The organism is uncultured Imperialibacter sp. (assembly GCF_963974565.1).
Lineage (GTDB): Bacteria > Bacteroidota > Bacteroidia > Cytophagales > Cyclobacteriaceae > Imperialibacter > Imperialibacter roseus.
In genome coordinates this window covers 217,311-243,791 of the sequence record NZ_CAXBCJ010000004.1, presented here as the reverse complement: position 1 = coordinate 243,791, position 26,481 = coordinate 217,311, and the positions used below count along the sequence as shown (strand labels likewise).

Sequence of the window (26,481 nt, the reverse complement as noted above, 5' to 3'; positions counted from 1 at the left end):
TGACTCTTATGAAAGAATCTACAGATAAAGTCTTAAAATCAACCTGCTCCTATTGTGGTACGGGATGTGGCGTAGAAGTATCTGTTGACAAAAGAGGAAGGCTGAACTTAACTGGTGATGCTAGTCACCCAGTGAACAAGGGCATGCTCTGCTCTAAAGGAAGGAACCTCCATTATACTGTTTCCGATCACTCCGACCGCCTCCTATATCCACAAATGCGGTGGAGTAAATCACACCCTATGCAGAGAACGGACTGGGACACCGCCATTGGCAGAGCGGCTGCGGTGTTCAAGTCTTTAATTACTAAATACGGCCCTGACTCCGTAGGTTTTTATGTGTCGGGCCAATGCTTGACCGAGGAATATTACCTTGTCAATAAGCTAACCAAAGGCTTTATTGGCACCAACAATATTGACACCAACAGCCGTCTGTGCATGAGTTCAGCTGTGGCGGCCTATACCCAAAGCCTTGGTGAAGACTCGGTGCCCATCTCCTACGAAGACATTGAACTGGCCGACTGTTTTCTCATTGCAGGTGCTAATCCGGCCTGGTGCCACCCCATCCTTTTCCGCCGCCTTGAACAACACAAAGAACAACACCCTGACATCAAAGTGATCGTTATCGACCCGAGGGTTACCGATTCGTGCGGCCTGGCTGACCTGCATTTACAGCTCAGGCCCGGCACCGACACGATCCTGCTTCACGCCATAGGAAGATGCCTCATAGAAAATGGCGATATCGATCTGGAATTCGTTCAGAACCATACCGACGGCTACGAAGACTACAAACAAAAGGTACTCAGCACCTCTCTGGAAGAAGCTGCCCATATCTGCGACGTTCCGCTGGAGCAAATCAAGCAGGCTGCCAGCTATATTGGCAATGCTACCGGCTTTATCACCATGTGGGCCATGGGACTCAACCAAAGCACTGAGGGGCTGAGTAAAAACCTGGCACTGATCAACCTGAACCTCGTCACAGGCCAGTTAGGTAAACCAGGTTCGGGGCCCTTCTCACTCACTGGTCAGCCCAATGCCATGGGAGGCCGGGAAGTGGGTGGCATGGCAACCCTGCTGGCATCGCACAGGAACCTGCTGAATCCTGAACACCGAAAAGAGGTGGCCGCCTACTGGGGCGTCGACCAAATTTCGGAGAAGCCAGGCAAAACAGCTACCCAGATGTTTGAGGCCCTTCGAACCGGCGAGATGAAAGCCATCTGGATCATCTGTACCAACCCGGTGGTGAGCATGCCCGATGCCCGCCTGGTAGATGAAGCACTGAAAAACGCTCGCTTTGTGGTGGTGCAGGACATCTCTACTCAGTCGGACACCTTGCAGTATGCGGACCTTGTGTTGCCCGCTGCCGGGTGGTTGGAAAAGGAAGGCACCATGACCAACTCCGACCGACGCATAAGCCACCTGAACAAAGTAGTTTCTCCACCTGGAGAAGCTTTGGCTGATAGTGAGATCCTGATCCGTTTTGCCAGGCAAATGGGCTACCATGGTTTCGACTACGAAAATCAGGCTGAAATATACGCCGAGCACTGTAGCATGACCCGGGGCACGAAAATCGACATTTCAGGGCTTAGCTACGAAAGGCTAAAAAAAGAGGGATCTTTTCAATGGCCCGTTCCCGACTCGGTTCACCCGGGCACACCCAGGCTTTTTACCGACAAGCAGTTTTACACATCATCAGGTAAAGCGCAGATCAAGTCTGATACGCACACCAATCTTACCGAAGAACCAACGCCTGATCATCCCCTCATCCTCACCACAGGCCGCATCCGTGACCAGTGGCACACGATGACCCGCACAGGCAAGGTCAACAAGTTGAAGCAGCACATCGACAAGCCTTTTCTGGAAATTCACCCACACGATGCAGCAGAAAGAGGGATCAAAGAAGGAATGGCAGTAGAAATTGAAAACAGCAGGGGCAGCGTGCAAGTGGTGGCCAAACTGACTGATACAATCAAAAAAGGGGTTGTTTTCCTGCCCATGCATTGGGGCAAAACATTACAAAATGACCTCACAAGGGCCAACAACCTTACCTCCTCAGCGTTTGACCCTACTTCCAAGCAGCCGGGATTCAAATTTTCGGCGGTAGAGGTAAAACCGCATAAAAAACCAGCGCAGAAAATTGTGATTGTCGGTGCTGGGGCAGCAGCCTATCGCTTCATCAACACCCACCGGGAGCTCAACCCAGACGACGAAATCCATGTGTTTTCAAAGGAAGAATTTCCGTTTTATAACCGGGTATTGCTGCCTGAATACATCAACGATCAAAAGCAGTGGGAAGACCTGCTCAAATTCAAAATTGGAGAATTCGAGCAACTCAATGTGCATCTGCATCAGTCAAACAGCATTGAAAGCATCGACCCGGCACTCAAGATGGTCACTGACCAGTTTGGTGTGAGCCATAGCTATGACTCCCTGGTGCTGGCCACCGGCAGCCGGGCGTTTGTACCGCCTGACGTACCTATACACTTACCTGGCATCTTTACCATGCGAGACCGCCGCAACGCCGACGAGCTGAAAGCCACCGTGGGCGAAGGCAACCATGTAGTAGTAGTGGGCGGTGGACTGCTTGGCCTGGAGTTGGCGGCAGCTCTTGCTGAAGTAAAAATCAAGGTGAGCATTATCCAGCTCTCATCCCGACTGATGGAACGCCAACTGGACAGCCTTGCCAGCAATTTATTGAGGCAGGAAATTGAAAACATGGGCATACAGGTATACACCAACGATCAGGTGCAGTCAGTAGAAAGGATCAATGAGCAATGCCTGGAAGCCAAACTAAAAAGTGGCAAGAGCCTTATCAGCCACGCTATCGTTTATGCCATTGGCACCCGGCCCAACCTGGAGTTGGGCAAAGAGGCGGGCCTTGCCTGTGGTCGGGGCATCAAGGTCAACGATTACATGCAAACCAGCGACCCGAGTATTTATGCCCTCGGAGAAATAGCAGAGCATGACGGACAGCTCAATGGCATTACCGCCGCCGCCGAGAAACATGCAGACGTGCTGGCTCACTACCTCAATGGCGACCTGAGCAGCCGCTTCACAGGCTGCACGCCGATGAACATCCTGAAAATGGCCGATGTTTCGCTGTGTTCCATAGGCATGGCAGAGGCACCTGAAAATGACCCCGCCTATGATGAAATATTGCTTGTGGACAAGGGCCTCTCTTACTACAAAAAGTGTATCATTCATCACGACAAGCTGGTTGGCGTGATTCTCATGGGCGACAAGGCTGAGTTTGCTGAGTTCAGAGAATTGATAGAAAATGGCACGGAGCTGTTGGACAAACGAAAAAGCTTGCTGCGGTCGGGCTCGCAAAAAGAAGCTGTGCTGGGCAAACTGGTGTGCAGCTGCAACAATGTTGGCGAAGGCAATATCAAAAAAGCCATTGCCGGTGGATGCAGCGATTTGCCGTCCCTTTGCAAAGCTACTGGGGCCGGACTCGGCTGCGGCAGTTGCAAACCTGAAGTAAAAAATATTCTTAATCTTGAGGCTATTCCTGCCGAAGTTCTAAATTGACCGTGAGTGCAAGAAACAATGGATAAACTCAATCTGGTAAGGGTATTTGTAAAGGGTGGCATCATCTCACCAGGCGACTTTTTGAAGATCATTCAAACCGCCAGCCATTTGGGCTCTTCGTATATCCACTTTGGCTCCAGGCAGGACATCCTCTTTCCAGCGGACACCTTTGATAGGAGCTATCTTGACAAAACGTTTGCTTCCATTCAAACAGACTACGAAATCAACGCCAATCAGTACCAGAACATAGTAACCTCCTACGTTTCTCTCGACGTAATGCCTCGCAGAAGCTGGCTGGCACCACATATCTACCATTATATACTCGACTCGTTTGACTACCGGCCAGGCTACAAAATCAACATTGTCGACCCCAGCCAAAGCATGGTTCCGCTGGTATCCGGGCAATTCAATTTCATAGCATCGGGTATTGAAAACTACTGGTATTTGTACCTCAGGTCAGATGAAATGGGCAGCAGGCCCTGGGCGGCACCCAGCTTGATTTATGGCTATGACATAGCGAAGATGGCCAGAGCACTGGAAGAAGCCAGAAACGAAAAAGAAGACATATCCTTTGAAAGCCTGTACCAGACTGCCCTTGAACGAGTAAAAATTAACACACAACCTGTAAAAGAAGCCCTGGTTTATCCGGATGTCAACTTCCCTTACTACGAAGGGTTCAACCGTATACCCGATGGAAAGTATTGGCTGGGGCTTTACTGGCGAAACAATCAGTTTGACATCAGGTTTTTGAAAGCGCTTTGCCAGCGATGTATCGAAACAGACATAGGGAAAATCAGTCTTTCACCATGGAAATCCTTTATCCTCAAGGGCATTGAAGAAAAACATCGTATTGGTTGGGAAAAACTACTCGGCAGGTATGGCATCAACATGCGGCACTCATCGCTGGAGTTGAACTGGCATATCCCTGTGCTTGATAACGAAGCCATGGAACTAAAAAGCTTTCTGGTTCGGGAAATGGACAAAATGGATATCAGCACATACGGGCTTACTTTCTCTATCGTGTCCAACAAAAATGTGACACTTTTTACCTCTGTGGTCATCGAAAGAAATGAAGCAGGGGGTGATGTGCCGACATACAATATCCAGTTCTCCAAAGACTTCAACCCCAACCTGATGGAGTACCAGTACTTTGTGAAAGACATCACAAAGGAAATCATCCCTCCCCTGCTGCTGGAGCTTAGCTACATGTACTACGAGCAACTGGATGAGAAAAGCAATGAAAGAAAAAAAGAGGTCAAAGTAGAGCTTTCAGATGCAAAGTCGCACTACCAATGCGAAGAGTGTTTGACTATTTACGACGAAAATTTGGGTGATACAGCGAGCGGAATAGGCCCGGGCGTAGCATTCCATCAACTACCTGAAACATACACATGCCCTACCTGCGGAGCGCCCAAAAATTCCTTCCATAAAACAAGCCTAAATACGTAACTAGCGGACTTTAGCAGCACGTTTTTCCGTTTGAAATTCCCCCAAAATAAACATGCCACTTTGAGTTGTTTTTACCAAAGTAAAAACAACATTTGTATCTACTTTGCTTCTGTAAACTGTCAGACCAAAATCATTTCATTTTGATTATAAAACACGGCGGTTTACTATGCACATTCTCCTCATATTAGTCTTTGTCGTTGGTTATCTATGCATTGTATTTGAGCACAGGCTAGGCATCAATAAAACAGCTTTTGCGCTTCTAACAGGCATTCTCTGCTGGACCATTTACTTTCTTGGGAGCAGCGACATCTCAGAACCCTGGCTTCTCCTGCACGATCACTTGTCGGACATCACCAGCATTCTGCTGTTTCTGATGGGGGCCATGACCATCGTGGAGTTGGTCGACAACCACAGAGGCTTTCAAACCATCACTAAACGGATCACCACCAGAAATAAAATCCAGCTACTCTGGGTTATTAGTCTGCTTACCTTTTTCATGTCGGCCATTCTGGACAACCTCACTACCTCCATTGTAATGGTTTCCCTGCTTCGCAAGATCATTCACACTAAAGAAGATATTAAGTTCTTTGGGGGTGTGGTAGTGATAGCTGCCAATGCCGGCGGTGCCTGGACACCCATTGGCGACATAACCACCACTATGCTTTGGATCGAGGGTCAAATCACAAGCTGGAACATTATCAGGAGCCTTTTTATTCCAAGCCTCCTGTCAATGGTTGTTCCCTTAATCTTTATCTCTACTCGAATGAAAGGCGTATTTGACAAAACTTCGATTCAAAAACCGACAGACCATGTCAAAGATTTTGATCGCAGACTTATTTTTGGTGTGGGTATGGCGGCACTTATTTTCGTGCCCATTTTTAAAACCCTCACCGGTCTCCCTCCTTTCATGGGTATGCTGCTTGGGCTGGCAATTTTATGGGTCACAGTGGAGATTTTGCAGAGAAAAGCTCCTGAAGAAGTAACGGCCAACTTCTCTGTGATCAGGGCCCCACAAAAGATTGACGTATCAAGTGTTTTCTTCTTTCTGGGCATTCTGCTGGCAATAGCATGTCTGGAAAGCACTGGTCAGCTGGAAGCACTCAGCCAAACTCTATCTGAAAAGATAGGAAACAACGACCTTGTTATTTTCGTAACGGGCATCGCCTCCTCTATTATCGACAACGTGCCGCTGGTTGCTGCAGCGCAGGGTATGTACCCTTTGCCTCCTCCCGATCCTTCTGTGGCTATGGAGGGCATAGAGTATTTCCCCACTGACAGCAGAATTTGGGAGTTTCTGGCTTATGCAGCCGGCACTGGTGGAAGTATGCTGATCATTGGATCAGCTGCGGGCGTAGCTGTGATGGGCATGCTAAAGATTGATTTCGTTTGGTATTTCAAGCGCATCACTCCCTGGGCCTTGTTGGGCTACCTTGTAGGAGCAGGGGCTTATTTACTGATTAATTATTAGCGCTCAACCAACTCCTTCTTTCAGGAACAACAGTCCTCCCCTTCGCTCATTTGAATTGGCGGGCATGGCTTAGTACCATAGCTGCAATACACGCAGCAATCACCGGCTTTGGGCTTTAGCACTTCGTGACAGCTTTCACATTCATAGAAGAATTGGCATGCGTCAGTGGGCATGGTTTCGTCTTTTTGATGTCCGCATTTCGGGCAGGTAATCTTAGATTCTAAAATAACTTCATTCATTTTCAATGATGTTCAATGTCTTAAATGTCCCCCCTAGCGGTCAACCCGCCTGGCTACTATTTCATCGACCGCTTAAGCAGCTGAGCGTTAATGGCCACGATGATCGTGCTTAGGCTCATAAACACAGCACCAATGGCTGGACTTATCACCAAGCCGGGAATAAACCCAGTCGCTAACGGCAACGCAACGGCGTTGTAACCCGTTGCCCATACAAGGTTTTGAATCATCTTCTTGTAGGTGGCCCTGCCAAAAATTACCAGATTGGCAATGTCCTTTGGGTTGCTATTCACCAGAATGATATCGGCCGTCTCTGCCGCCACATCGGTTCCTGAGCCCACTGCGATACCCACATTGGCCTGAGCAAGCGCCGGGGCGTCATTTACTCCGTCGCCGGTCATGGCTACAAAGTGACCTTCCTTCTGAAGCTTCTTAATGATGTCGACCTTTTGGTCGGGCAGCACCTCGCTGTAATAGCCATCGAGCCCCAGCTTATCACTAACTGCTTTCGCTGTCTTCTCATTGTCGCCAGTTGCCATGAATAGCTTCATGCCTTTCGACTTCAGTGTTTTGATGGCATCGGCACTCTCCTCCCTGATTTTATCAGACAGCGCTACAAACCCGACCAACTTTTCTTCCCGGAGCACAAACACAATAGTCTCAGCAGCATCGGCACCCGCTTCCTTCGGCACGTCGATGCTCTTTTCCTTTAAATACCCTGGGCTTACTACTTTCCAGTTTTTGCCATCAACACTTCCCTGAATACCCTTGGACGTTAGAGATTCAAAATTCTCCACTTTTCCCAGCGTCAATTTCATCTCTTTAGCAGCCTTCACAATGCCTTGTGCAATAGGGTGTTCTGAACTTTGCTCCAACGACGCCACAGCTGTCAACATATCTTCCTTCTTCAGGTCATCGCTCAGGCTTTCGTACCGGGAAACACCAAACTTACCTTCCGTAAGGGTGCCTGTTTTATCGAACACAAACGCTGAAATCTTTCTCGCATTCTCAAAAGCCGTTCTGTTCCTGATTAGCAGCCCCTTGCTTGCCGAAACTGCGGTAGAAATAGCCACGACGAGAGGAATAGCCAGTCCCAATGCGTGCGGACAGGAAATCACCATCACAGTCACCATGCGCTCCAGCGCATAATCGAACGGTTTACCCATGACGAGCCAAACGATGAGCGTAATGGCACCAGCACTTAAGGCCACATAGGCCAGCCACTTGGCAGCCGTATTGGCCAGGTTCTGCGTTTTCGACTTTGCCTTTTGTGCGTCCTGCACAAGTTTAATCACCTTATTCAGGTAGCTCTCCTCCCCTGTCTTCGCCACCTTCACTTTGAAGGACTGATTGCCATTCACAGACCCACCAATAACCTCATCCCCTTTGCTCTTTTTCACCGGCTTACTTTCTCCTGTAAGCATACTTTCGTCCAGGTAGCTTTCACCTTCCGCTATCACACCGTCAGCGGGAAGCTTTTCGTTAGCTTTAATGAGAATGATATCGTTCTTCTTCAATTCGCTAACCTGCACATCCTTCACATCGTCCCCTTTAACAAGGTGCGCATCTGAAGGCATCATCTGAACGAGAAGTTCCAGTGCCCGGGAAGCCCCCATCACCGACTTCATTTCGATCCAATGCCCCAGCAACATGATGACAATCAAAGTGGCCAGCTCCCAGAAGAAGTCTTTACCCTCCAAGCCGAATACCACTGCCGAACTGTAGCCATAAGCTACAGTAATAGCCACCGCAATCAGCAACATCATGCCTGGTGTCTTCTCTTTTACCTCATCGACAAACCCTTTCAGGAATGGCCAGCCACCATAAAAGAATATCACGGTGGACAGCCCAAACAAAACATATTGATCGCCCGGAAAACCGAATTCGAACCCCAGCCATCCCTGCACCATCTTGGACAGCGCCAAAATAGGCAGCGTTAGTGCGACGGACACCCAAAACCGTTTTTTGAAGTCCTCAATCATGTGGGCGTGGTGACCGTGGTGGTCCGAACCGCTGTGTTTAGAATGTTCGTGAGCATGATGCTCATGATTGCTAGTATGATGATGATGATGATGTTCCATTGTGCTGATTTTAAGTCTGTTACTATTTGTCGCTGAACTCCAGAGTCACACCCAGTTTCTCCCACGTCATGGTAATAGCTCCCTTGCCATCTCCTTTGTCCTCAATATTATAGTTAAGCCTTTCCTGGAGCGGAAGATCAATTTGAGGTACTACTTCAACACGTACCACGTCTTCGGCTGCGGAATAATCATCCGCCAAATGCTGTTCCCAATTTCTATTGATAATTATCTGCCAAGAGTCCTTACCGGGAATGGTGAATAAGGCATATTTTCCTTCTGGCACTGTTACCCCACCTATTTCTACATCTTTCGAAAAGGTGATGCTGGTAGCACTGTGAGCACCCGTCACCCACACTTCATTGAAAGGCACAAGGCCTCCCCATATCACCCGTCCTCTCGCTCCGGGAGCATGGTAAGCCATAGAAACGTGCACCCCTCCCACCTGTCCATGGGCTTCCTTGGGGATGCTTTTTTTCAGGGTATCCACCGAAGCAACCACAGGTTCGGTGGCGTGGTGCTGGTGCTCATCCGTGGAAGATTTCTTTGACTCGCAGGCGGCTGTGAGCAACACCAGCGCTAATAAAAGATAACTTAGGTTTTTCATGATGGTTTGTTTATTTGATAAGATAAATCAATGATTAATTACTAAGGTGAAAATTTTATAAGTCTGTCTGAGCATTGCTACCCGGCTGCATCTGCTACGAGCAGAGCACCAGGCACTTCTCACAACTATACAATTTCAAAGTTGAGCATCATGCCATCATCCTCATGCTCCAGGTTGTGGCAATGAAACACAAAACCTCCAGGCGTATCTGGGAAAGTCATAATAAGTCTGACCTTTTCCTTCGGAAAGATCAAAACGGTGTCCTTCCATCCTTTCTCCGAGGGTATAATACCATTCCTCCCCCCCGTTCTTGACAATATTTGAAACTGAACTGCGTGTATGTGGATCGGGTGTATTTCATCGCCTGCATTGTCAAACTCCCAAATTTCCGTGGCCCCGGCTTTCACTGTCTCGTCAACTCTGCCTCTCTTATAAGACTTTCCATTGAAAGTATGCATAGCTCCACTGCCCATCATCCCCATCCTGTTAATCTCAAAGTTCCTGACTTTAGTTGCTTGATTTTCAGGAATCTTGTCGATGACCGAAAGAGAGCCGGGTGGCTGAAAGGTATCACCGGTTGATGCCCCGATAATAAATTTCATGATTTTGAAGCTCTCGGCTCCTTGCGACGATCCCCCATTGAACTTTTTGCTTTCCAAATAGACTTCAGAGCCTACTGGTTCTGCCGAAAAATCTACCAAAACGTCCAGTCGCTCGCCAGGGCCAAGCAAGACTTCATTGACATCTTCAGGCGCACCAAGCAGACCACCATCGCTCCCAATTATTTTCATGCCCAAATTGGGGCTCAGAGCAAGGTTATAAACCCTTGCAGTAGATCCATTCAATATCCTGAACCGGTACCACCTCCCCTGAACTTCGTGAAAAGGTGATACTACGCCGTTTACAGTGATCGTCTGACCAAAGTACCCGGCCATCGTCTCCATCATAGACGGGTCATAGACCAATTTACCTGCCTTCAGCCTTTTGTCCTGAATGATTAGTGGAACCTCAAAATAGCCAGCGGGAAGCCCGATCGCCAGCTCCTCGTCATCATTGATAATAAGCATTCCGGCCAGGCCAGTATGCACTTGCCTTGCAGTGGCGCCATGCGGATGCGGATGATACCAGTGGGTTCCGGCTCTTTGATCAATTGGAAAACTGTATTGAAATGATTCTCCAGCTTTTACAATGTCGACAGGATTGCCATCCATGTTAGCTGGCACCTTCAGCCCATGCCAGTGTACGTTTGTTGGCTCGGATAGAGCATTTTGCACGCTGGCAATAAGCATCTCGCCCCTAAAAGCCCGAATGGTGGGACCCAGAATATTGCTCCTGTAGGCGAACGTGCTGGTTGTTTTGCCTTCTAAAATGCTGGTTCTTTGGCTAGCTGGATTCAAATCAAGAGACGCTCCAGCTTCTTCCGGCAATGGCAATGGCCTATCAAACCCAGTGTCTAAGATGCCTGCATTGCCATCCCTGTCATGGAACATGCAGTTCTGAAGAACCATGGGTAGAGCTACAGAACCAGCGGAAAGCTTTACAAAATGTCTTCTCTTCATACCACGGGATATTATAACAGTTTCTTTTCGGCCCTTCTAAGCTTTTTTACACTTTCGCACATACATTTTCGCAGCGTCACGACAATGGCATCCTATTTAAGTTCGCTGCCTTTGATGCCTGTTTCAATGGCCGAAATACTCAAAAGACTTCAAGTACTTCAGCCTTTAAAAACACCCTAAACAGTGGCGATTGAGCTTTTTTGAATGATCAGTGCTATGAATGATCATTATCATTTTTCGCCTGTCCCTTATTCAATCGTCTCCTTCACGCTGCCGCAGGAAAGCATCTTGCTCCCGTAGTAAGGATTCTTTATTTCCTTGTCGTTAGAAAGCCACGAACCCTTGGCCATAGGACAATAATCCAAATAGATAGTGCCCATTGAAAGCTTAGCTCCCTTCACCAGGGCAGTCATCTCATTGCTTAAGCCCACAAAAGCTTTGCGCTGGTCGTCCAGCGTAGCAGCCTTGGCTACTTTGGCTGCTTCGGCAAGCGCAGACTTACTATTGTCTACCGCTGCCAGTGACTTTTGAAGTCCAGCTGCCGCAGTGGTTGCGCTTTTTGATTCCGAGGCCACCAATGCCTCTTTCAATTGAATGTATGCGCCATAGGCAAGCCCCATGTTCTGATCTTCAAACATTGGTGCCATTTGTTTACTTGTAGCCTTTTCAGCGGTGCCACTGGCGTGGTCGTGTTGTGCACTTGCAGAAAGGCTTAATAAAGCCATGCTGAGTATTAGAATTGACTTTTTCATATTAATAGATTGTTGATGCAGCCATCGGCCACATGTATGTGTGACAGTTGATAAATAAATTTCGTGGAAATAATATGGAGGGGGAGCACGAATACCCGAGAGTATTTTGGCGCTACCTTGAAACTCCCAAATTGATCAGGGGCCTAAATAAGAAATGACTGAACGAGCACTTGAATATCTCGATCTATCAATGGGGGAACGTATTCATTGCTGCAACGCTGACTGCTTCTTTCCGCCGCCAAAAAAAGTGAGGTAAAAACTACCTGTGTGGCATAGCTGGAGGCAGGAATATCAACAGACATGGTGCTTTTCATATCCGTTTGAGCCTCTACTAGCTGGCTGAAATCAGAGCAGCAATCGCTCCTTTTCAGGTTTCCGCCAGGGTTGTGATTGTCGGAAGCACACCCCGGGTTTTCATTCATTGAGCAAGCCGAAGCGTCAACAAAAAAAGCTACACTTTCAACTCTTCCTCCACATAAATGCGTGTTGATGGTGAAACTCATTGAGCTCAAGAGCACAATGCAGGAAAAGAGTATTGCAAATATTTTTCGGAACGGTTGCATGCGTCGTAAAAACGCACACAAGCTAAAAAAAGTTTTCCAGTAGGTAAGAATAAACTTTGCAGTGCAATGAACGGCTCATTCAAACCGTTCCGAAATATGACTTTACCGGCCAACATGCCCAGTCGGCGTCAAAGCGTGACGCAGAAGTAGTTGTACCAGGCATATTGTACAAAAAACTACCTCCCTGGTAGGTCATTGATCACAAAGTTATGATCATTTTCCCCAATTGTTGGCCTAACTCCATTCTTTCGAAAGCCTTATTAATGTCTTCGAGGCCAAATAGGCTGTCAACTACTGGGTGTAGCTTATAGACGCCAAAGAAATCTATCATTGCCCGGAACTCCTCATCGTTTCCCATAGACGATCCATGAATAGATAGCTGCTTCCAAAAAATGGTGCTTGGATTCAACTGGGTGATTTTCCCCGCTGTTCTTCCAAAAAGGACTATTCTGGCACCTGGATTGGCTATCTCTGTAAGGGCTGCAAAGCCTGTTCCGGCCGCACTATCGATGATAATATCAAATCCTCCGACCAATGCCAGCAGCTTTTTGTCCCATCCAGGTTCCTTGTAGTTGACACCAGCTTTGGCCCCAAGACTGACGGCCATTTGAATTTTCTCCTCGCTGCCTGAGGTAACATAGGCGTTGGCACCAGCTGCAATGGCGAATTGCAAGGCAAACAGAGCGGCTCCGCCACCTACTCCCGTGACCAACACGTTGCTTCCTGTTTCGAGTTCCCCTCTAATAAAAAGGGCCCGGTAAGCAGTAAGCCCTGCCAGCGGTATGGCTGACGCCTCGTCGAAGTCCAGATGCGAAGGTTTTTCATAAACGTACTCAACGGGTATACTGATATACTCGGCGAATGTTCCGTTTCGGGGGAAACCGAGAATTTGATAATCGGGCCCCTGCACTCGTGGATTACTCCCCCAGTTCAACGAGGGATTGATCATTACGGCTTTACCTATCCATGTGCTCGCCACACCAGGCCCGACTTCCGTTATTTCCCCAGCTCCATCCGATCCCATAATGACTGGGGACTGGCTAACGATGCTCTGCTCCCGCATCGACCAAAGTTCATGATGATTGATTGATGCCGTTTTTAGTTTAACCAGCACTTCGCCTTTGGCGGGTGCGGGGGTTTCCATTTCGGCCACCTCCAGCTGATATGACGCCTGATTGAGTACAGCTGCTTTCATGCGTTTTGAGTTTAATTATCGAATTCCAGAAAAAAACCACCCTATTTTGAGAGTGGTTTTCGAAAGTTACCTAAGAATATCCTGGAGATCTTGCGGTAAAATCCGGCCCCAGTCCCCGACTATACCGGTTACAGTTACAGTTCCTTCCGGTAGCTTAAAATGACTGAAAGATGCCCTCGGATAGGTATTAACATACGCACCGGATGCCTCAGAAACAATGGCCCAAGTACCATTAAAGGCCTTGGCCCCGTCGGCATCTCTAAACTTAACACCAGTAATAGTCACCCTCTTTCCTTCATAGTTTCCTGAATAGAGTTGGTCAAAAGTAATTACTTCGGGCGCTACTGTCTGGTTGTGCTGAAGCACCATGCCAAGCATATCATGCACATTGGCAATGCCCTTTTGTCCATTGAAATTATTACCAGATCCGTTCACAAGATTGATGCGAACTCTATCGCCCGTTTTCAGGAAGTTCCTACCGGTGAAACGCAACATAATGCCACCTGTTTCATCCTGAATATAGGCTGTTTTGTCATCGATGACGTTGTCTGCCGACGTGATCACTCCCTCGATTAAATAGTCAGTCGACATCCAAAATTCGCCATCAAACTCATCGAAGTAGTCCCTAAGCTCAGCAATGCTGTGCACCTCAACTGCTTGTTCTTCATCATTTTTTTCTATTCGCACAGCCAACTGCAAAATCTCTCCTTTTTCAAGCCTGCCCGTAGTGGCATCAATGCTGAAGGTCATCTCATAGGTACCTAGCACCAACGCATCATCGGCTGGGAAGATAGTGAACTGAACAGCGCTTGCACCGGGCAAAACCTCTATCTCAATCATATTTTGAACAGCTGCTGGTGCAGTAGTGAAATGAGTCCCATAATTGCGACCGTTGGGTGCGTCAATCACAAGCGTTACCGTTTCCTTTTCAGTCAAAGGATTGGTCAGCTTGAGATTAACAGCGTACCCATTCACTTCGTATTCTGAAAGGTGAAGGAATACATCCTCGAAATTGATTCTCGCTCCCGCTGGCTCTTCGGGCAATTCCAAAAGCTTTACATTTGACGTTGCCTTACTACCAATCAAATAGCCTTGCGATACGTTGGCTACAGTGAGAGTAATTGTCGACTCGTCCCTTTTGTTGTCGTTTTTCAGCCTGTGCACTGTAAAAATGTTTGTGCGCATTACCTCCTGAAAGTCCATTCTCACCACGCCGTTCACTGCCGCTGGCTTAGTAACGAAGTCCTCACCATACACCGCATCGCCAAATAATTTGACAAAAACAGTGCCGTCGGTTGGCGCATCAGCGCTTAAAGCCACTACCACCTGCACGGAATCGCCTACCTCAGCAATATTGTGGGTAGTGTTTAAAAATTCGACTGACACGGCTACCGGACCTGGTTCCTGATCGACGTCTTTGGAACAGCCAAACAGCGTTGCACCAATGGCAACAGCATAAAAAAATGATTTGAAAAAATGAGTTTTCATTGAATTTTGAGTTTTACCTTTAAATAATGTGTTGTTGAAAAAAGCGTATAATTATCCTGCAAATCCGACTAAGGAAAAAATCAACTACCAAAGGATAACGAGCTCACGGCCAGCCGAATCGCCGGAAAAAAGCACTCCTCTCCCTGCCATCATCTTCAAATGATGGTTTTTTTAAATTCGTACGTGTTGGTTAATACAATTACTGGAAAGCCCGTACTTAGTAGGTCAGCGACAATCCACCACCCCACTTCATATCGCTGTCGTAGTGTGTGGAAAGTGACCAGTACTTGGTAATAATATACTTGGCCCCAACGCTATATTCCATGTCAGTGTTCCATACGCCCCAAAGCCTGACTCGGGAAGAAACCGGTATGTCCTCACGAGCGAACTGGATGCGAACATTCCCTGTGTGGTCGACCCTAAGGTCTGTTTTTACAAACCAGGGCAGCGTGTATTCCAGGCCAAAGCATATTACGCTTCTGTTATCCTTTGTGTTGCGAATTCCAAAAATATTTTTCTCATCGCCCTCCACCGATCTGCTGCGGACATCCCAACCGGCATAGGGCATAAAGAATTGGTTTCTGCCAATATACCTCCCAATATGACTCTCAGATTCTTGCCCTGTGGTTTGATTGAACCCAAGCCGCCACTCCGTTTGTAGCGACCAGCGGGTATTGGCCACCCAAACCTCTCCATCGCTCCCACTGCTTTCAAGGCTAATTTCTGCGCCGGAATAGAAGCGCCGATCATCATGATACACCTTTCGAAGGGCCTTCTTAGGGTTGCCTAGCTCAGGATTTGCCGGACTGCCTTCGTAGGAAAATATCCTGCCCATGCCCGACATCATATGGTAAAGAATATGGCAATGAAAGTACCAGTCACCGTACTCTTCAGACGCATGGAACTCGATGGTGTCGGTTTCCATAGGCAAAATATCCAACACCGTTTTCATCGGCGAGTAGGTGCCTTGCCCGTTCAGGGTTCTGAAAAAATGGCCATGCAGGTGCATTGGATGCCGCATCATTGAGTTATTGTAGATCACAATGCGCACATTTTCACCTTTCCGGATCAGGATTTTGTCTGTTTCGGAAACAGTCTTGTTATCAATTGACCACACATACCTATTCATGTTGCCAGTAAGCTCAAATTTTAGCTCACGGGTGGGCACATCGGGCAAAGTAGTTTCCACAGGTGACTTCAACATGCTGTAGTTGAGGGTAACGGTAGGCTCGCTGCTGTCCACAATCTCGGGGTACATCACAGTGTTCATGTCCATTTGCTGCAAACTCATGTTCATGCCCATGTCTTCCATTTTGCCACCTACGGTCATCATGTCATTCATCATTTTCATTCCTTCAAAGTACTTGAGCCGTGGCATTGCCCCCGCAGGAACCTCCTTGCCCTCACCCAGCCAAAGAGAGGCGCTTTGGGTGCGGTCTTCCGAGGTGGCAAGGAATTCATATTTTCCAGCACCAGGTATTGTGACGACTACGTCGTAGGTTTCTGATACGCCCACAATCAATCGGTCTACCTCCACCGGCACCACGTCGGCCCCGTCGTTGGCAACTACCGACATCTTGCCGCCGGAAAATTTCAGCCAGAAGTAGGTAGAAGCGCTGCCGTTGATAATCCTGAGCCTCACCTGTTCACCTGCGGCAAAAGAGGCCTCCTGTGCTGGAAGCCCATTAAGCAACACTCTTTCATAATACACGTCGCTTACGTCCATGGCCATCATCCGCTTGAATTCGTTGCCGAATTTCGTGCCCAGGTGATGGGCTTTGCCAGCCTCCCAATAACTCTGGGCGGCTCCCTTTTTTATGGCATACCAATCGGTCGCATTGTGCAGGGATCTCTCAATCTGATTGGGGTTTTCATTGCTCCAGTCGCTGAGCAGCATGGTATATTCCTGCATCGGGTCAGTCTCCCTTTTGCTGATAATGAAAGCCCCATACATGCCGAGTTGCTCCTGCAGCATGGTGTGCGAATGATACCAATAAGTGCCGCTCTGCACAATAGGGAAGCGAAAAATATGGGTACTCATGCCCTTGACCGGCGTGGTGGTGAGGTATGGAACCCCGTCTTGCTCGTTTGGCAGTATCAAGCCATGCCAGTGGATGGATGTTTCATGGTGCATTTTGTTATGCACATGAATTTCAGCTGTATCGCCTTCGATAAAATGCAGTGTCGGTGCTGGTAGCTGACCGTTGATGGCTATGGCCATTTTTGCCTTGCCGGTGTAATTTACCACCGTATCGGTGACGGTCAGGTCATACCTCACCAGCTGTTGCGTAAATGCCGACCCAAACCCTGGCAAACATGCTAAAAATAACAGCAGTTTCTTCATCAGTCTATTCATTGATCTTGTCGTCCACTTTGCCACAACCAAGCATCTGACTTCCATAAAATGGATTTCGAATAGCCACCTCTGCGCTTAGCCAATAGCTCTGTTTCATGGGACAGTAGTCATAGAAAACCGTTCTGCCTATTGCGTCAGATCCTTTGACCAATGGCCACAGTTGCTGCGAAAGTGCAGCAAGGCCAGCTCTTTGCTTTTCAACCTCCTTTGCACCTGCAATGACCTGTGCCTGCTTTAGTAGCTCAGCGCTCACTGCTGAAAACGCTTTCTTATCGGTCTCACTCAGCGTCGCTAAGTCGACTGTCGTAATTGTTGCCACTAGCTGACCAGCGCCAGTCGACGCTTGCTTAACGTCACCTTTTACAAGGGCTTCCTTCACCACCAGATAGTCATTAAGCATCTGGTTCATTGATCCGCTTTGAGCTGAAAGGCTGCCCACAGAAAGGGCAGCCCCCAGCAAGAATAGCATCGCTTTCATCGTGATTAGCTGATTACTTCTGCTACGTAGCCTGCTTTTTGCATTGCCTGGCTAATCTGCTCAGACGTAGCTCCTTCAGCATGAACCGTAAGAATTTTCTCAGGATTCTTGAGATCAACTTCCCATTTTTCAGCGCCGGCTGCTTCATTAAGGAAAGGGGTCACCTTTTCGATACACCCAGTACACTTGATGTTTGATTTGAACTTTAATGTTTCCATTTTATTTTGAATTTAAATTGTATTGTAAAATTAGCTTGTTTGTGATTCGGGATCGTTACACAATTCCCGGCTTGTATTTCATAATTCAGGTGTAGGAAAGCGTGATAGCCTCTGAGCCTGGTTTTCCGGAGCAAAGAAGCACATATCCCTCCTTGAGTTGACTGTCTGTAAGGGCATAGTTTTCAACCATATTGACTTTGCCTGAGAGCAGCTTCACTTTGCACGCTCCGCACATGGCCTCCTTGCATGAATGTGGAAGCTGCAGTCCTTTATTGAGCCCTGTTTGCAGAATGAACTCATCGCTTGATAGCTCCAGAGAAAACGATTCAGCCCCCTTCAAAAAAGTAACCTCAGACCTTCCCGCATTTGATTCTGCTTCAAATTGGCTCAAAGCAACTGTGGGCTGATACGACTCACTGTACACTTTACTCAGGTCAAAATTAAGCGCTTCAAGGTCCTTCAATATGGCTTGCATCATCGCCTCAGGGCCACATAGATAGATTTCAGTTGCGTCACTATATCCGCTGTCTAAAAAGGCAGCCAGCCTGGCTTTATTAATATAGCCATGATGCACATTGTCCACCTGGCGATTGGCTTCCCACTTTTGCAAAAAATGAATCACGCTGAACCTGCCGGGGTTTTGCGCCTCGAGCTCATCAAGCTGATCCCCAAAAATGACAGTATCAGGCTCCTTGTTAGAATAAAGCAGGGTGACCAGCGGCGGCGCTTGCTGCTGAGATTTGGAATTAAGAATCGTCTTGATCATGGAAAAAAGGGGGGTAATTCCGCTTCCTCCTGCGATGAAGATCATGTGCTTGACAGGACTACCTTCATTTCTCAGCCCAAACCTGCCTGCTGGCTCACTTACGGTGAGCGAATCACCTTGCCCCACCATTTCAACCAGCTGCCTGCTCAGGCGTCCACCGGCCATCTTTTTGATGGTTACTGAGGGCCGTTCACCAGCCAGGGGTGATGAAGAAAAAGAGTATGACCTGCTGATCGTTTCATTGTCTACTTCACCATAAATGTTAATGAACTGACCTGGTGAATAATTGCGTAACGAAGGATGGTTTTCAAATTGTAAAGTGATGGCATCCCTGGTCTCACGAATAACTTTGTGGATTTTGACGCTGTTTTCCATGATAAAAAATGTTTGTTGGAGCAGACTCTTCCAAGCCCGGCATCATTTGATGCCGGCAACTTGAAAGGGTTGCAATTTTTGGGTTTTTGACTTATTAAATCTTAGCCACCTTCAGCCTTAAACTGTTGGCGACAACTGATACTGAACTAAAGGCCATGGCTGCACCTGCGATCATTGGATCCAAAAGGAAACCATTGATGGGGTACAAAACTCCGGCAGCCAACGGAATGCCTATCAGGTTGTAGATAAATGCCCAGAACAAGTTCTGACGTATGCCCATGACGGTCTTTTTCGACAGCATCAGCGCTTTGGGAATTACGTTAAGGTCACTGGTGATGAGGGTCATCTTGGCAACGTCCATCGCTATGTCGGAACCTTTCCCCATGGCGATGCTGACATCGGCCTGCGCCAGCGCATGCGAGTCGTTGATGCCGTCTCCTACCATGGCGACTACTTTTCCTTCAGCCTGCAGGGCCTTGACAAACTCCGCTTTTTCGGAAGGCAATACTTCAGCCTTAAAATGCTTCAACCCTACCTGCTTCGACACCGCCGCCGCCGTCTCGTTATTGTCGCCTGTCAGCATATATACTTCAATGCCACGCCCTTGCAGCGTCTGGATCGCTTCCTTAGAAGTTGCCTTGATCTTATCGGCAATAGCCAATACAGCAATCACTCGCTTGCTATCTGTGAAATAGACCACTGTGTTCGCCTTATTTTGCCATTTAGAAGCTTCTATCGACAGGCTGTCGTCAATGATAATGTTTTTTTCAAGCACTAGTTTTCGGTTGCCCACGTAGTAAACTTCCTCTCCACTTGTTGCTGTCACTCCCCGACCTGTCAGGCTGTCAAATCCTGTGATCGATCCCTCCGCTACTTTTTCTTCCTTCAGCTGATTGACAACTGCCTCTGCCAGCGGGTGCTCACTTTGGGATTCCATGCTAAGCAATATCCCTTTGTGGTTATCCAGATTTTCATCGCTCAGCCATATCGCCTCAGTCACAGCTGGCTTGCCTTCCGTGATCGTACCGGTTTTGTCAAGAATGATGGCATTCACCTTGTGCCCCAGCTCCAGGCTCTCCGCATCTTTGATGAGGATATTGTTCTCAGCACCTTTGCCAACGCCCACCATAATGGCTGTTGGGGTGGCCAGCCCAAGCGCACAGGGGCAGGCAATAACCAGCACAGTGATAGAAGCAAGCAGCGCCATGGTAAAGGCGTTGTCGCCACCAAAAATCATCCACACAATAAAGGTAAGGATAGAAATTCCCAGCACTACTGGCACAAATATGCCGGCAATTTTATCCACCAGCTTTTGAACAGGTGCTTTGCTGCCCTGGGCTTCCTGCACCATTTTGATGATGCTGGCAAGCACGGTTTGGCCACCTACTTTTTGCGCCACCATGCGGAAGCTGCCCTTTTGATTGACAGTGCCTGCAAAAACTTTGGCTCCGGCTGTTTTTTCAACTGCCACAGGCTCACCGGTGATCATACTTTCATCCACATACGATTTGCCCTCGGCTACTTCGCCATCAACCGGAATTTTCTCCCCGGGTCTTACAATTAAAATATAGCCTTCCTGTACTGACGAGATGGGAATTTCTACTTCCTCACCATCTACAATGGCTTTTACTGTTTTAGGCTGAAGGCCCATCAGCTTTTTGATAGCAGAAGAGGTATTCGACTTTGCCTTTTCTTCCAAAAGCTTGCCCAGCGAAATGAAGGTGATAATGACCACGGCCGCTTCAAAGTAGACATGGGCATGGATTCCCCTACTGTGCCAGTACTCCGGAAATACAGTATTAAACACGCTGAATATGAAGGCAATGCCCGTGCTGAGGGCCACCAGTGTGTCCATATTCGCTTTGCCATGCTTGGCCTGCTTCCAGGCTACTACAAAGAAATTCTTGCCAAAGTAAAACAGTATGATAGCTGAGAGCAGCATGGAAATCCACTTGCCAGCTTCCCAGTCCATAAAAAACATCCCGATCACCACCACTGGCAGTGTAAGTATCGCCGACCAGGTCAATCTCCTTTTGATTGACTCATAATGCGCCAGCTGCAGCTGGGCCTGCGCCTCCGAGGGGTCTTCCACATCCACGATGAGGTCGTATCCAATCGACTGCACGGCCTGCCGTAAATCTTCCACTGATGCGACAGTGTTGTCGAATTGCGCCCAGGCAGTTTGGGTGGCGAAATTAACGCCTGCCCCCACTACTCCTTTGGTATTGGCGAGCATCGACTCCACGCTTACTGCGCATGCAGCGCAAGTCATTCCCGTAACGGGAAAACTTTCTTTTGTGAGTTTGCCAGATAAATTATCTGTATCCACTTTGTTTGCTTCTAATGTTGTCATTCTATTTTGAGTTTTTTCTATGCAAAGGTACGTTCGGTGCCGACAATCAGCTTTACATCATTTTGGGATTGCATTACATAGTTTCCATAGCTTCCCTTGCCTTGAGTTTGACTGACCGCAGTGGTTTATAAGCTGATGTATTTAAACCTGTTGTCTTCTTAAATTGAAAAGAAAGATGATGCGCACTGCTGAACCCGGTTTTAAAAGCTATTTCCGACAAACCAAGGTCAGTATAAACAAGCAACTCTTTTACCTTTTCAATTCTTAGGGCGATGGCATATCTCTCTATTGTGTTTCCTTCATGGGTCACAAAGAACTCACTTAAAGAATCATAGTTTTTTCCAAGTTGGCCCGACAAATAAGATGAAAGCTTTGCGGTTCTGGCTCCATCTCCATTCTTACTGAGCCACTCCTCGATAGACTGTTTTATTTGAGAAAGTAATTGCTCGTTTTTATCCGTTATCAGTGCAAACCCCAGCAGGCTCAGCAGGTCTTTTACGCTGCCTTTTTCTGTGTTATCGACGGGTTTTGCAAAAATTACCTTACCAAGGGCAACATGCTCTACAGGATAGCCGTGGGATTGTAGCAGCTCTTTGATAGTGAATATGCACCTGTTGCACACCATCCCTTTGATATTGATCTCGGTAAACTGTTCCATGCTATTTTGCTTTGTACAAAGTTGGGAACAATAGCCATGGGGGGCGTTACATAATCACCAGATTTGGTTATATGATTATATGATATTGTCGAGAGGAGTTCTAATATCAGTTTGTCGGGATTCTTTGAATTCGGTTGGTGTGAGCCCTGTTATTTTCTTGAACTGCGAGGAAAGGTGGGCCACGCTACTGTAGCCTAGTTTGTAGGCAATTTCTTTCACTGAAAGCTCATCATAAAACAGAAACTCTTTGACCTTTTCCACTTTTTGCCTGATGATATATTGTTCCAAAGTAATTCCGGTAACAGAAGAAAAAAGACTGCTCAGATAGTTGTAGTCGTAGTTCAGCTTGTCCGAAAGATAGTGCGACCAGTTAATATTGACTTCAAAATTTTCGTGATGGTGTATGGCATCAATCACTGCGGCCTTAATTTGCTCCAGCAGCTGGCTTTTGCGGTCATCGATGCGCTCAAAGCCGTGCTTTAGTAATAGAGAGTCGAGTGCAGAAAGCTTGTCGGCAGAGACAGAGTCAGCAGCCAGTTTCACCTCGCCAAGACTGATGGAGGCAGTTTCAAGCCCTGCTTGCTGAAAGATTTGATCCACCACCATGATACAGCGGTTGCAAACCATGTTTTTGATATGAATTGATTTTTGGTCTTTCATTGGGAAAATGCCAGGAGTGATTTTTGACAATGTCACGAGCACTGTGCGAACTCATATCGCACCATATCAGTAAAGCACAGAGAGGTCAATTTAGTTTGTTTGTCATGAAATAAGTGCGGAATCTACCATTTCTTTAAGTTGGGCTCCAAGTAACATATTGAAATTCACAGCCTCATTTCTGCGGTGAAGCGAGTGTTCTAAAAAAGTTGAAATTATTGGCGCTACTATACCCTGAGTTATCTTTCTGATTATTAATTACTTGCCTTGCTCTTAGCTATACATCCAATGGGTATGTGTTTCATCTATTCAATAATTATATTGAATAATAGAACTATGATTTCACTTTCATCGTTACTGAGGCAAAACAGCTCCAAATGGATAAGAGAAAGTTTAAAAACAATGTTTATGGTGAACTGGCCAAAGTCACCAAAGCATTAGCTAATCCGCACCGAATGGAAATACTTGACTTATTGGCACAGGGTCCATATACAGTTGAGGCCATCGCTTCGCATTCAGAAATGACCATTGCCAATACCTCCCAGCACTTGCAGGTAATGAAAGGTGCCAGGCTGGTTCAGATTACCCGCAAAGGAAATTTTATCTACTATCACCTTACGAATGAAAGGGTGTTTACTGCCTGGAGAGCGCTCAGGGAGCTTGGTATACACAGTAATGCCGAAGTCGAAAAGCTAATGCGTGACTACCGCAGGGGGCATCATTCTATGGAACCAATTGGTACAGAAGAGCTTCTCGGGAAACTAGCGTCGGACGATGTTGTTTTGCTCGATGTCCGGCCTGAACAGGAGTATCAGCGTGGCCATATTCACAGGGCTCTTTCTATTCCCATGGAGCAGCTTGCCAAACGTATCACCGAGCTATCAAAAAGCAAGGAAATTATTGCATACTGCCGGGGACCTCTTTGTGTTTTTGCCGACGAGGCTGTAGAGCTACTCCGGGGCAAGGGCTTTAACGCTAACCGCATGGAAGAGGGATTCCCGGACTGGGCAGCCATGGGCCTGCCTATTGAACCAACGCCCACTGAATTCTGACCACAATGAAAGGAGACACAATTTCTGTACAAACACTCCGGAGGATGCTTGACAGGCACGAGCCGCTCTTTATGTTGGATGTAAGGTCACCAACCTGCGGAATTGAAGGCCGACGCCAATCGCTGTGCAATTGCTTGACATGTCTTAGATGCAATTGGGCTTAAAGGAAAACTGGAGACAATTCACGCTGTTGGTTTTGGTCAACGCATTCGTGGGTGGAATGGTGGGCCTGGAGAGAACGGTGGTCCCACTCGTCGGCACTGAGGAATTTGGCATTAGCTCCGAGATGATTATTTTTTCTTTCATCATCGCTTTTGGTGTGGTTAAGGCCATTACAAACCTCGTTTCTGGTGTGCTGGCTGACCAGCTCACTAGAAAAAAAGTGCTAATACTTGGCTGGTTGGTAGGAATTCCTGTCCCATTCCTATTGGGCTGGGGGCCAGCGTGGAACTGGATTATTTTAGCAAATGTGCTTTTGGGTATCAGCCAGGGCCTGGCCTGGTCAATGACGGTCAACATGAAGATCGATCTGGTTGGACCTGCAAGAAGAGGACTGGCTATGGGCTTGAACGAAGCCGCCGGCTATGGCGCCGTAGGGATAACAGCGCTGCTCACGGGATACATTGCTTCGTCGTATGGTCTGCGACCTGAACCATTCTACATAGGCATCTTTTACACAGCAGCTGGTCTGATTATTTCTGTGTTTCTGATTAAGGACACCAGAGGCCATGCACAAATGGAAGCTGCACAACTAAAAAAAACCAATGCCGACGAAAGTGAGAACAAGCCCAATCTGCTATGGGTGTTTGGTGAAACTAGCTGGCGCAATAAAACCTTGTTTTCAGTTTCCCAAGCAGGCTTGATCAATAATTTAAACGATGGCATGTCATGGGGTGTGTTTCCGTTGCTCTTTGCATCAGTCGGTGTGGGAATAGAGGGCATAGGCTGGATCAAGGCGGTTTACCCCGTCGTGTGGGGCCTCGGTCAGGTGATCACCGGCCCATTGGCTGACAGGATTGGAAGAAAACCATTGATCGTTTGGGGCATGATGATTCAGGCTATTGGTCACGTCGTTATTGGCTTTGGTGCCTCATTTCCACTTTTTACCGGCCTGGCGGGTTCTGTATTGCTGGGCATTGGCACGGCAATGGTTTATCCAGCCCTATTGGCAGCAGTGAGTGATGCAGCGCACCCCTCATGGAGGGCTTCCTCTGTAGGGGTCTACCGTTTTTGGAGAGACATGGGCTATGCCGCTGGAGCTTTAATGGCAGGCATTGTTGCCTCTTTCTTAGGGCTAACATGGGCTGTACATGTGGCCGGGCTGCTTACTTTTTGCTCAGGACTTCTGGTTTGGAGAAAAATGAAAGAAACATGGCATTGATACTATTGCCACGGATTTGAAATTGCAAGTCACGAGCCACTCTTTACGCCCACTCCAAATCAAGATGACTAACAAATGCTTAAATTTTTCATTGACGTGAAGTTGCTTCTGCCAATCGAATCACTTTTTTGTTTTCGCTGGCATTTGTTGTTGATACAGCGTGCCAATGTCGTACATGCAGGCCCTGAACTTTTTATATCACACTGCAACCTTTGCGCCACAAAGGCTGTCTTATGCTCCATGAAAAGCTCGAAATTTACTTCAAGTCTGTTGCTGGTAGTGGCGGCCTTGACACTACAATCATGCTATGAATATGAGCCAGCACCATCACCGGTAACGCTCCGTGCCCAAAAGTTGACCTATTCCTTTGGCTCCAGCAAAAGCTACCGAACCCTGACGTATGATGCCGGCGGGAGGCTAACGACCATTGTCTCCGGACTAACAAACCCGGAAGACGGAACCTTTGAATCTACGCATAAGCTTTCCTATAGCCGCAATTTGCTAAGGCCAGCGAAGTCAGATGACCAAACCGTCATTTCACGTGTATAAAATTTACTTTTTAGCGGCCAGATCGGTCGCTCGGCGAACCGCCGCCGAAGCGGGAATAGCCAAAACCTTTCGGAAGCGATAGTCGACTACTCTCCGACTTTATTCATCGTTCCACGCCGGTCCGCTGGGTATGGACTTTCCTTATGGCTATTTCATATGAATACTCCTACAGTTCCTCCGACATTCTTACTGAAACCAATGCCTATCTGGGCAATGATCTTTACGAGTCTCACAAGTATTCGTACGATGGACTGGGCCGACTAACAAAAGATATCACGTGGACGAGAAATACTACAACCGGCACACTTCAGAAGAACTATCAAATTGAATACAAATACGACAGTCACGACAACCTCACTGAGGAGCGGCGTTCTGGCTACAATGGCTCAGCCTTTGTTCCAGCATCCACTATTGCTTATCTAAATTTCGATACAAAGGAAAACTCCGAGCACCTCTTCATGAGCAGCCTTCATCATCCATTTGTGATATTTTTTCAGAATAATCCTCAAACACAAAAATTAACCAATGCCAACGGCATCTCTGCTGAACAAAAATTCACCTATGAGTATAATGACATGGGTTGGCGATTAAAAAATTTATTGCAGGTAGCGATGCAAGCTTTGAATACAAATTTGAGCTGGTGAATTGAGGTTCAGATGGCTTTTTATTCGGAATGGAAGGAGAAAAAAAACAAAAAGCTGATCAACGTCGATCAG

22 protein-coding genes are annotated in these 26,481 nt (G+C 47.4%); 7 read left to right on the top strand and 15 right to left on the bottom strand.

All coding sequences use genetic code 11. The annotated features are described in order from the left end of the window. The first annotated feature begins 8 nt into the window (after positions 1-8). The 3 genes from AAC052_RS07710 to nhaD all read left to right on the top strand — a co-directional run bounded on the left by AAC052_RS07710 (position 9) and on the right by nhaD (position 6,444). A complete protein-coding gene (locus AAC052_RS07710; protein ID WP_339812275.1) occupies positions 9-3,527 on the top strand; it encodes a molybdopterin-dependent oxidoreductase in 3,519 nt (1,172 codons plus the stop codon). A gap of 18 nt (positions 3,528-3,545) precedes the next feature. Continuing rightward, complete coding sequence (locus AAC052_RS07705; protein ID WP_339812274.1) at positions 3,546-4,976, top strand: rubredoxin; 1,431 nt, start codon at positions 3,546-3,548, stop codon at positions 4,974-4,976. A gap of 166 nt (positions 4,977-5,142) precedes the next feature. Then, on the top strand, positions 5,143-6,444 hold the full coding sequence (gene nhaD, locus AAC052_RS07700; protein ID WP_339812272.1) for a sodium:proton antiporter NhaD: 1,302 nt from the start codon (positions 5,143-5,145) through the stop codon (positions 6,442-6,444). Positions 6,445-6,464: 20 nt separating this feature from the next. Here the strand turns inward: nhaD and AAC052_RS07695 are convergent, their stop codons facing one another. From AAC052_RS07695 to AAC052_RS07625, 15 genes are all read right to left on the bottom strand, one after another. Beyond that, a complete protein-coding gene (locus AAC052_RS07695) occupies positions 6,465-6,683 on the bottom strand; it encodes a GDCCVxC domain-containing (seleno)protein (protein WP_317491164.1) in 219 nt (72 codons plus the stop codon). Between the two features lie 56 nt (positions 6,684-6,739). Continuing rightward, positions 6,740-8,761: a copper-translocating P-type ATPase gene (locus AAC052_RS07690; protein ID WP_339812271.1), complete on the bottom strand. Its 2,022-nt coding sequence runs from the start codon at positions 8,759-8,761 to the stop codon at positions 6,740-6,742. Between the two features lie 22 nt (positions 8,762-8,783). Next, the gene (locus tag AAC052_RS07685) at positions 8,784-9,365 is read right to left on the bottom strand and encodes a DUF2911 domain-containing protein (protein ID WP_339812268.1); all 582 of its coding nucleotides are present in this window, start codon (positions 9,363-9,365) and stop codon (positions 8,784-8,786) included. 125 nt (positions 9,366-9,490) lie between these two features. Continuing rightward, a complete protein-coding gene (locus AAC052_RS07680) occupies positions 9,491-10,924 on the bottom strand; it encodes a multicopper oxidase domain-containing protein (RefSeq protein WP_339812267.1) in 1,434 nt (477 codons plus the stop codon). Between the two features lie 248 nt (positions 10,925-11,172). Then, the gene (locus AAC052_RS07675; RefSeq protein ID WP_339812265.1) at positions 11,173-11,676 is read right to left on the bottom strand and encodes a DUF3347 domain-containing protein; all 504 of its coding nucleotides are present in this window, start codon (positions 11,674-11,676) and stop codon (positions 11,173-11,175) included. A gap of 143 nt (positions 11,677-11,819) precedes the next feature. Further along, positions 11,820-12,179, bottom strand: coding sequence for a hypothetical protein (locus AAC052_RS07670; RefSeq protein ID WP_317491159.1), 360 nt, complete (start codon positions 12,177-12,179; stop codon positions 11,820-11,822). 259 nt (positions 12,180-12,438) lie between these two features. After that, on the bottom strand, positions 12,439-13,434 hold the full coding sequence (locus AAC052_RS07665) for a zinc-binding dehydrogenase (protein WP_317491158.1): 996 nt from the start codon (positions 13,432-13,434) through the stop codon (positions 12,439-12,441). Positions 13,435-13,500: 66 nt separating this feature from the next. After that, positions 13,501-14,922: a DUF5689 domain-containing protein gene (locus AAC052_RS07660; RefSeq protein WP_339812261.1), complete on the bottom strand. Its 1,422-nt coding sequence runs from the start codon at positions 14,920-14,922 to the stop codon at positions 13,501-13,503. A 217-nt stretch (positions 14,923-15,139) separates the two neighbouring features. Further along, positions 15,140-17,266 (bottom strand): multicopper oxidase domain-containing protein, encoded by a 2,127-nt coding sequence (locus AAC052_RS07655; protein ID WP_339812258.1) that lies wholly within the window; start codon positions 17,264-17,266, stop codon positions 15,140-15,142. Between the two features lie 4 nt (positions 17,267-17,270). Further along, positions 17,271-17,756 carry a DUF3347 domain-containing protein gene (locus AAC052_RS07650; RefSeq protein ID WP_339812256.1) on the bottom strand — a complete coding sequence of 162 codons (486 nt, stop codon included), beginning with the start codon at positions 17,754-17,756 and terminating at the stop codon, positions 17,271-17,273. A gap of 5 nt (positions 17,757-17,761) precedes the next feature. Continuing rightward, positions 17,762-17,974: a heavy-metal-associated domain-containing protein gene (locus AAC052_RS07645; protein ID WP_339812253.1), complete on the bottom strand. Its 213-nt coding sequence runs from the start codon at positions 17,972-17,974 to the stop codon at positions 17,762-17,764. Between the two features lie 85 nt (positions 17,975-18,059). Further along, complete coding sequence (locus AAC052_RS07640) at positions 18,060-19,115, bottom strand: iron-sulfur cluster-binding domain-containing protein (protein ID WP_339812251.1); 1,056 nt, start codon at positions 19,113-19,115, stop codon at positions 18,060-18,062. Between the two features lie 94 nt (positions 19,116-19,209). Continuing rightward, positions 19,210-21,468: a heavy metal translocating P-type ATPase gene (locus AAC052_RS07635; RefSeq protein ID WP_339812249.1), complete on the bottom strand. Its 2,259-nt coding sequence runs from the start codon at positions 21,466-21,468 to the stop codon at positions 19,210-19,212. 73 nt (positions 21,469-21,541) lie between these two features. Beyond that, entirely contained in the window at positions 21,542-22,126 is a 585-nt protein-coding gene (locus tag AAC052_RS07630) for a helix-turn-helix domain-containing protein (RefSeq protein WP_317491151.1), read from the bottom strand. 75 nt (positions 22,127-22,201) lie between these two features. Next, positions 22,202-22,786 carry an AraC family transcriptional regulator gene (locus AAC052_RS07625; RefSeq protein ID WP_317491150.1) on the bottom strand — a complete coding sequence of 195 codons (585 nt, stop codon included), beginning with the start codon at positions 22,784-22,786 and terminating at the stop codon, positions 22,202-22,204. Between the two features lie 374 nt (positions 22,787-23,160). Between AAC052_RS07625 and AAC052_RS07620 the strand changes: the two genes are divergently transcribed. The 4 genes from AAC052_RS07620 (at position 23,161) to AAC052_RS07605 (ending at position 26,409) form a co-directional block, all read left to right on the top strand. Then, complete coding sequence (locus AAC052_RS07620) at positions 23,161-23,835, top strand: metalloregulator ArsR/SmtB family transcription factor (RefSeq protein WP_339812245.1); 675 nt, start codon at positions 23,161-23,163, stop codon at positions 23,833-23,835. A gap of 148 nt (positions 23,836-23,983) precedes the next feature. After that, positions 23,984-25,216, top strand: a complete 1,233-nt coding sequence (locus tag AAC052_RS07615) for an MFS transporter (RefSeq protein ID WP_339812243.1) — start codon at positions 23,984-23,986, stop codon at positions 25,214-25,216. Positions 25,217-25,456: 240 nt separating this feature from the next. Beyond that, positions 25,457-25,765 (top strand): hypothetical protein, encoded by a 309-nt coding sequence (locus AAC052_RS07610; protein ID WP_339812240.1) that lies wholly within the window; start codon positions 25,457-25,459, stop codon positions 25,763-25,765. 143 nt (positions 25,766-25,908) lie between these two features. After that, complete coding sequence (locus AAC052_RS07605; protein WP_339812238.1) at positions 25,909-26,409, top strand: hypothetical protein; 501 nt, start codon at positions 25,909-25,911, stop codon at positions 26,407-26,409. Positions 26,410-26,481 lie beyond the last annotated feature (72 nt).

Coding starts and splice junctions, on each gene's coding strand:
- AAC052_RS07660 (WP_339812261.1), bottom strand. CDS start 14,922: ATGAAAACTCATTTTTTCAAATCATTTTTTTATGCTGTTGCCATTGGT.
- AAC052_RS07620 (WP_339812245.1), top strand. CDS start 23,161: ATGGATAAGAGAAAGTTTAAAAACAATGTTTATGGTGAACTGGCCAAA.
- AAC052_RS07690 (WP_339812271.1), bottom strand. CDS start 8,761: ATGGAACATCATCATCATCATCATACTAGCAATCATGAGCATCATGCT.
- AAC052_RS07605 (WP_339812238.1), top strand. CDS start 25,909: ATGGCTATTTCATATGAATACTCCTACAGTTCCTCCGACATTCTTACT.
- AAC052_RS07615 (WP_339812243.1), top strand. CDS start 23,984: ATGCAATTGGGCTTAAAGGAAAACTGGAGACAATTCACGCTGTTGGTT.
- AAC052_RS07705 (WP_339812274.1), top strand. CDS start 3,546: ATGGATAAACTCAATCTGGTAAGGGTATTTGTAAAGGGTGGCATCATC.
- AAC052_RS07625 (WP_317491150.1), bottom strand. CDS start 22,786: ATGAAAGACCAAAAATCAATTCATATCAAAAACATGGTTTGCAACCGC.
- AAC052_RS07670 (WP_317491159.1), bottom strand. CDS start 12,179: ATGAGTTTCACCATCAACACGCATTTATGTGGAGGAAGAGTTGAAAGT.
- AAC052_RS07675 (WP_339812265.1), bottom strand. CDS start 11,676: ATGAAAAAGTCAATTCTAATACTCAGCATGGCTTTATTAAGCCTTTCT.
- AAC052_RS07635 (WP_339812249.1), bottom strand. CDS start 21,468: ATGACAACATTAGAAGCAAACAAAGTGGATACAGATAATTTATCTGGC.
- AAC052_RS07665 (WP_317491158.1), bottom strand. CDS start 13,434: ATGAAAGCAGCTGTACTCAATCAGGCGTCATATCAGCTGGAGGTGGCC.
- AAC052_RS07680 (WP_339812267.1), bottom strand. CDS start 10,924: ATGAAGAGAAGACATTTTGTAAAGCTTTCCGCTGGTTCTGTAGCTCTA.
- AAC052_RS07685 (WP_339812268.1), bottom strand. CDS start 9,365: ATGAAAAACCTAAGTTATCTTTTATTAGCGCTGGTGTTGCTCACAGCC.
- nhaD (WP_339812272.1), top strand. CDS start 5,143: ATGCACATTCTCCTCATATTAGTCTTTGTCGTTGGTTATCTATGCATT.
- AAC052_RS07645 (WP_339812253.1), bottom strand. CDS start 17,974: ATGGAAACATTAAAGTTCAAATCAAACATCAAGTGTACTGGGTGTATC.
- AAC052_RS07610 (WP_339812240.1), top strand. CDS start 25,457: ATGAAAAGCTCGAAATTTACTTCAAGTCTGTTGCTGGTAGTGGCGGCC.
- AAC052_RS07650 (WP_339812256.1), bottom strand. CDS start 17,756: ATGAAAGCGATGCTATTCTTGCTGGGGGCTGCCCTTTCTGTGGGCAGC.
- AAC052_RS07640 (WP_339812251.1), bottom strand. CDS start 19,115: ATGGAAAACAGCGTCAAAATCCACAAAGTTATTCGTGAGACCAGGGAT.
- AAC052_RS07710 (WP_339812275.1), top strand. CDS start 9: ATGAAAGAATCTACAGATAAAGTCTTAAAATCAACCTGCTCCTATTGT.
- AAC052_RS07695 (WP_317491164.1), bottom strand. CDS start 6,683: ATGAATGAAGTTATTTTAGAATCTAAGATTACCTGCCCGAAATGCGGA.
- AAC052_RS07630 (WP_317491151.1), bottom strand. CDS start 22,126: ATGGAACAGTTTACCGAGATCAATATCAAAGGGATGGTGTGCAACAGG.
- AAC052_RS07655 (WP_339812258.1), bottom strand. CDS start 17,266: ATGAAGAAACTGCTGTTATTTTTAGCATGTTTGCCAGGGTTTGGGTCG.